Raw genomic sequence first — 5,970 nt, forward strand, 5'->3', positions numbered from 1 at the left:
GCCGACCGCGGTCCAGGTGGCGATGGCCCGGGCCCGGGCCGCGCCCTCCGGCACCGCCGAGGTGACGATCGTCAGCGTCGAGGGCGCCAGCACGGCGGCGCCGAGTCCCTGTACGGCCCGGGCGAGCAGGAGTTGCCAGCCGTCCTGGGCGAGGCCGCCGCACAGGGAGGCCAGGGTGAACAGCGCGAGCCCGACCAGGAACATCCGTTTGCGGCCGTAGAGGTCACCGGCGCGCCCGCCGAGCAGCATGAACCCCGCGAAGGCGATGGCGTACGCGTTGACCACCCATTGCAGTCCGGACGCGCTCATGCCCAGGTCGGTCCGCATCGACGGCAGCGCCACGTTGACGACGGACACGTCGAGCACGACGAGGAACTGTCCGGCGCACGCGAGCGCCACGACCAGCCAGGGCGGCGCCCCGTGACGGGAGGCTTGGGGTATCGGAGAGACATCAGCGGCTCGGGGCATGCCCGTCATACTCTCAACCGGCCCGCGCCCCTTGCATCGGCATTTCGCCCGACCGCGGGACCGCCGTACGACCTAGGTCGAGGCCGAGGCCGCCCGCAGCAACGTCACCACCGCGGCCCCGCCCAGCCCGATGTTGTGGGCGAGGCCGACCTCGGCCCCGGGCACCTGCCGCTCCCCCGCCGTACCCCTCAACTGCCATACCAGCTCGGCGACTTGGGCGATGCCGGTGGCGCCCAGCGGATGCCCTTTGGAGATCAGCCCGCCGGACGGGTTGACCACCCACCGCCCGCCGTACGTCGTGCCCCCGGACTCGACGAGCTTCCCGGACTCGCCGGGTTCGCACATGCCGAGGGCCTCGTACGTCAGCAGTTCGTTGATCGAGAAGCAGTCGTGGAGTTCTACGACGTCCACGTCCTCGATGCCGAGTCCGGACCGTTCGTAGACCTGGCGGGCGGCGGCCCGGGACATGGGCTGTCCGACGACGTCGATGCAGGAGCCGGATGAGAAGGAGTCGTCGGTGTCGGTGGTCATGGCCTGGGCGACGATCTCGACGAGCGGGCGGGACGACAGCCCGTGGGTGTCCGCGAACCGCTCCGAGACCACGACCGCCGCCGCGGCTCCGTCCGAGGTCGGTGAGCACTGGAGTTTCGTCAGCGGGTGGTGGACGACCCGGGCCGCGAGGATGTCGTCGACGTCGTAGACGTCCTGGAACTGGGCGTTCGGGTTGTGTGCGGAGTGGCGGTGGTTCTTGGCGGCGACGGCGGCGAGCTGCGCCTCGGTCGTGCCGTACTTCTCCATGTGTTCGCGGGCCGCGTCGCCGAAGATCTGGGCGGTGGGCGGGGTCATCTCGAAGCCGTGCCGGGCGGCCATGATGCCGTAGTGCCGGGCGACGGGGGAGGTCGCGAAGTCGCCCCCGTCCGTACCGCCGCCGAGCGCGCCCCGCTTCATCTTCTCGAAGCCCAGCGCGAGGACGCAGTCGGCGGCTCCGCCCTCGACGAGCTGCCGAGCCAGCATCAGGGCGGTCGATCCCGTGGCGCAGTTGTTGTTGACGTTGTAGACGGGGATGCCGGTGAGACCGAGTTCATAGGCGGCGCGCTGGCCGGCGGTCGAGGGCTGGAAGCAGTAGCCGATCGGAACCTGTTCCACCTCGGCGTAGGAGATCCCGGCGTCGGCGAGGGCGGCGTTCCCCGCCTCCCGCACCATGTCCCAGTACTGCCACTCGCGGCTCTCCGGCTTCTCGAACTTCGTCATCCCGACGCCGGCGACATAGGCCTTCATGGCGGGCGAGATTAGAACACGTTCCAGTAAATGGCCAGAGGTGACGGAGGGTCAGATATTCATGGGACGGTCAAGGATTCGTTAGTACGCCGAAGCATCGGAATAGTTGCCCATGCATACGAGGTTTACCGTGCACTTATCCCGCACGGATCAACCCGGTTCCACCCACACTTACGGCCTGGAGGCCTCACTCCATGACGCACACGTCGACCGACCAGCCCGCACGGAGGCCGTCCGGCGCCATCGTGCCGGTGCTCGCCTTCGCGGGCATCGTTGTCGCGGTGATGCAGACCCTGCTCGTCCCGGTCATCAAGGACCTGCCGCAGCTGCTGAGCACCGAGCCCAGCAACGCCACCTGGGTCCTGACCTCGACGCTCCTGTCCGGAGCCGTCGCCACGCCGATCATGGGCCGCCTCGGCGACCTCTACGGCAAGCGGCGGATGCTGATCACCAGCCTGGCCATCATGGTGGTGGGCGCGCTCGTCAGCGCCCTCACCAGCGATCTCCTCACGATGATCGCGGGCCGCACGCTCCAGGGCTTCGCGATGGGCGCGATACCGCTGGGCATCGGCCTGATGCGCGACATGCTGCCCCGCGAGAAGCTCGGCTCGGCCATGGCCCTGATGAGCTCCTCGATCGGCGTCGGCGGCGGCCTCGCGCTGCCGCTGGCCGCCCTGGTCGCGCAGCACGCCGACTGGCACGCCCTGTTCTACGGCGCCGCCGGCCTCGGTGTCCTCGCCATCGCCCTCACCCTCCTCGTCGTACCGGAGTCCCCGATGCGCGCCGAGGGCACCTTCGACGTGCTCGGCGCGATCGGCCTCTCCGCCGGCCTGGTCCTCTTCCTCCTCCCCATCACCAAGGGCAGCGACTGGGGCTGGACCTCCACCACCACGCTCGGCCTGTTCGCCGCGGCGGCCGTCGTCCTGCTCCTGTGGGGCGTGATGGAGCTGCGCCTGAAGGCCCCGCTGGTGGACCTGCGCACCACGGCCCGCCCCGCGGTCCTCTTCACCAACCTCGCCTCGATCATGGTCGGCGTCTCCTTCTACGTCGTCTCCCTCGTCCTGCCCCAGCTCCTCCAGCTGCCCAAGGCCACCGGTTACGGCCTCGGCCAGTCGATGGTCACCGCGGGCCTGCTGGTCGCGCCGCTCGGCCTGACGATGATGTTCACGGCCCCCGTCTACGCCCGCCTCTCGGCGAAGTACGGCCCCAAGGTCACCCTGATCCTCGGCATGCTGATCATCGGCATCGGCTACGGCGCGGGGCTTGGCCTCATGAGTGCGGCCTGGCAGAGCCTGGTCATCGCGGTCGTGCTGGGTGCGGGTATCGGGCTCGCGTACTCGTCGTTGCCCGCGCTGATCGTGGGGGCGGTGCCGGCGTCCGAGACCGGTGCGGCGAACGGGCTCAACACCCTTATGCGGTCCATCGGTACGTCCGTGTCGAGCGCCGTGATCGGGATGGTGCTGGCCAACACCGCTAACCATGTGGGCGGGGTCGCGGTCCCGACGATGCACGGGTTCCGGGTGTCGTTCATGATCGCGACGGGTGCGGTTGCCGTCGGCCTGTTGATGGCGCTGTTCCTCCCCAAGCCGAACCGGGCGCCGCAGTTGAACTTCAGCAGCGAGGAGGAGGCCAACCTGGAGCGTGCGGAGGAGGTTCTGCGGGGGTTCCGGGGGCGGGTGTTGGGCGCCGACGGTTCTCCTGTTGCTCGGGCCAAGGTCACGTTGATCGACCGTCGTGGTCGGCAGGCCGGGGCCACGTTGTCCTCCGAGGACGGGAGTTATGTGCTCGCCGTGCCGTCTCAGGGAGCGTATGTGTTGGCCGCGCGGGCGAGTGGGCATGGGCCGCTTGCCTCGTCTGCGACGCATGGCGGTGACGAGGTCGCGGTTGACCTTGATCTGTCGTTGCCCGGTGAGACTGTCAGCGCGTAGTCGGTAGTTCTTTGTCCGCGGGTGCGTGGGGGCTGGTCGCGCAGTTCCCCGCGCCCCTAAAGGACGTAGCCTGGCCGCGTTTGCACACTCGCCCCGTACCGAAGGGACCGCCCCCATGCCTCCGGCACCCAAGCCTGAAATCCTCGCCGCATTCGAGAGCGCCAAGGGATTCATGCCGGTCGATGAGGGGCTCGCCCTCTACGCAGCTGCCGTAGAAGCGGGAAGCCTCGGGCTGCCCCTGCTGGAGGTAGGGACGTACTGCGGGCGCTCGACGATCCTCCTCGCCGACGCCGCCCGCGAAGCCGGGGTCACCGTGCTCACGCTCGATCATCATCGGGGCAGTGAGGAGCAGCAGCCGGGGTGGGAGTACCACGATCCGGAGACGGTCGACCCGGAGCTCGGGCTGATGGACACGTTGCCCACGTTCCGGCGCACGCTGCACAGGGCCGGGCTGGAGGAGCACGTGGTGGCCCTCGTCGGGCGGTCGCCGCAAGTGGCGCGCGTCTGGGGCACTCGCCTCGCCCTCGTCTTCATCGACGGCGGGCACACCGACGAGCACGCGAACGCCGACTACGAGGGCTGGGCGCCCCATGTCGCCGAGGGCGGGCTGCTCGTCATCCATGACGTGTTCCCGGAACCGGAGGACGAGTTCACCGGGCAGGCCCCGTACCGCGTGTACCAACGGGCCCTGGAATCCGGCGCGTTCACGGAGGTGTCGGCGACGGACTCGCTGCGGGTCCTGCGGCGCACCGGCACCGGCGTCTGAGATCGGCCGGGTGGCCCGGGCTTGGATCGACCGCGACTCCTGTCGCCGCTCGCTGCCGCTTCGGCGAACCCGTACCGCCAGGCCGCTAGGGTGGCTCACGTGTCGTACGTAGGTCCGGACTTCGATCCTCCGCAGCCCCGTCGTTCCCGTCGAGGGCCCCTGACCGTGGCGCTGGCCGCGCTGGTGCCGGGGGCACTGATCGGGTGGTTCGTGTACGAGGCGGTGGGCGGCCCCGGTGACTCGGGCAGCGCGGCGGCCGGTGCGTCGGCCGCGGCGCCGGGTGCGTCCTCCTCGCCCTCGGTCACCGCGTCGAACGACGACAAGCCGCCGAACTCCAGGCCCCTCACGGGCAAGGTCGTCGTCATCGACCCGGGGCACAACATCACCAACTTCCAGCACACCGCCGAGATCAACCGCAAGGTGGACATCGGCACCAACTGGAAGGAGTGCGACACGACCGGGACGTCCACCAACGCGGGTTACGCGGAAGCCCAGTTCACGATGGACGTGTCCCACCGGCTGCGGAAGATCCTGGAGCGGCAGGGCGCCACGGTGAAGCTGACCCACGACGGCGGCTCGCCGGCCTGGGGGCCCTGTGTCGACCAGCGCGCGAAGATCGGCAACGACGCGCACGCGGACGCCGCGATCTCCATCCACGCGGACGGCGCACCGGCCGGCGACCGCGGCTTCCATGTGATCCTGCCGGGCTCCGTGCACGCGGGCGGCGCCGACAACCGCGCGATCGTCGCCCCGTCCGCCGTTCTCGGCCGCGACATCGAGGGCGACTACCGTCGCGCGACGGGCGAGGAGCCCGCCAACTACGTCGGCGACGGCACCGGTCTCGTCACGCGTAAGGACCTGGGCGGTCTCAATCTGTCAACGGTTCCCAAGGTGTTCATCGAGTGCGGCAATATGCGCGATAGCAAGGATGCCGCACTGCTGACGAACGGCGCCTGGAGACAGGCGGCGGCGCAGGGGATCTCTGAGGGAATCGTGAGTTTCCTGCGCGGGTAGCGATCAGTGGGCTGATCCGGGCGGACACCCTGGCAAGGTGGACGATAGGGTCAACCGACGACGAGACGACCTACGAAGGACCTGAAGTGAATATCCGCTCCCTCACACGAGGCGACGGCGTGGTGATCGGGGCAGCGGTATTGCTCTTCATCGCGTCGTTCCTCAAGTTCTACACGGCCAACGGGTACAACCTCGACATCACCGCGTGGACGAGCCTCGGTAACGGCCTCGGCACTTACATGGGTGGCGTCATCGGTGCCGCTCTCGTCGTCGTCAACCGTTGTCTGCCGCAGCCGCGCAAGATCCTGGGCCTGGACCTCGGGACAGTCGGCGTGGCGTTCACGGTTCTCACCGCGTGGGGCCTGTTCTGGACGCTGGTGGACGTCGGGGACAACGTCAGCGCCGGCGCGGGCCTCATCCTCGGCTTCATCGCCGCCCTCGTCATGGCCGGCGCCGCCGTCGCGACGCCCCTCGTCCCGGCTCTGCAGGCCGCCCTCGTCCCCGCCCCCAAGCCGG

General features: G+C 69.5%; 6 protein-coding genes. 4 read left to right on the forward strand and 2 right to left on the reverse strand.

The genetic code is table 11. The features are described from left to right. Together R6V09_RS43675 and R6V09_RS43680 are read right to left on the reverse strand one after the other, a co-directional pair. On the reverse strand, window positions 1-477 hold a 477-nt coding region (locus tag R6V09_RS43675), incomplete at its 3' end, for an MFS transporter (protein ID WP_442810258.1). Window positions 478-540: 63 nt separating this feature from the next. Next, the gene (locus R6V09_RS43680) at window positions 541-1,746 is read right to left on the reverse strand and encodes a lipid-transfer protein (RefSeq protein WP_317887041.1); all 1,206 of its coding nucleotides are present in this window, start codon (window positions 1,744-1,746) and stop codon (window positions 541-543) included. Window positions 1,747-1,940: 194 nt separating this feature from the next. Between R6V09_RS43680 and R6V09_RS43685 the strand changes: the two genes are divergently transcribed. From R6V09_RS43685 to R6V09_RS43700, 4 genes are all read left to right on the forward strand, one after another. After that, window positions 1,941-3,674 carry an MFS transporter gene (locus R6V09_RS43685; RefSeq protein ID WP_317887042.1) on the forward strand — a complete coding sequence of 578 codons (1,734 nt, stop codon included), beginning with the start codon at window positions 1,941-1,943 and terminating at the stop codon, window positions 3,672-3,674. Between the two features lie 115 nt (window positions 3,675-3,789). Further along, window positions 3,790-4,440, forward strand: coding sequence for a class I SAM-dependent methyltransferase (locus R6V09_RS43690; protein WP_317887043.1), 651 nt, complete (start codon window positions 3,790-3,792; stop codon window positions 4,438-4,440). Between the two features lie 99 nt (window positions 4,441-4,539). Next, the gene (locus R6V09_RS43695) at window positions 4,540-5,454 is read left to right on the forward strand and encodes an N-acetylmuramoyl-L-alanine amidase (RefSeq protein WP_317887044.1); all 915 of its coding nucleotides are present in this window, start codon (window positions 4,540-4,542) and stop codon (window positions 5,452-5,454) included. An 86-nt stretch (window positions 5,455-5,540) separates the two neighbouring features. Then, window positions 5,541-5,970, forward strand: a 430-nt coding sequence (locus R6V09_RS43700) for a DUF5336 domain-containing protein (protein WP_317887045.1), incomplete at its 3' end; no start/stop codon positions are given.

Source organism: Streptomyces sp. W16 (genome assembly GCF_033194735.1).
Lineage (GTDB): Bacteria > Actinomycetota > Actinomycetes > Streptomycetales > Streptomycetaceae > Streptomyces.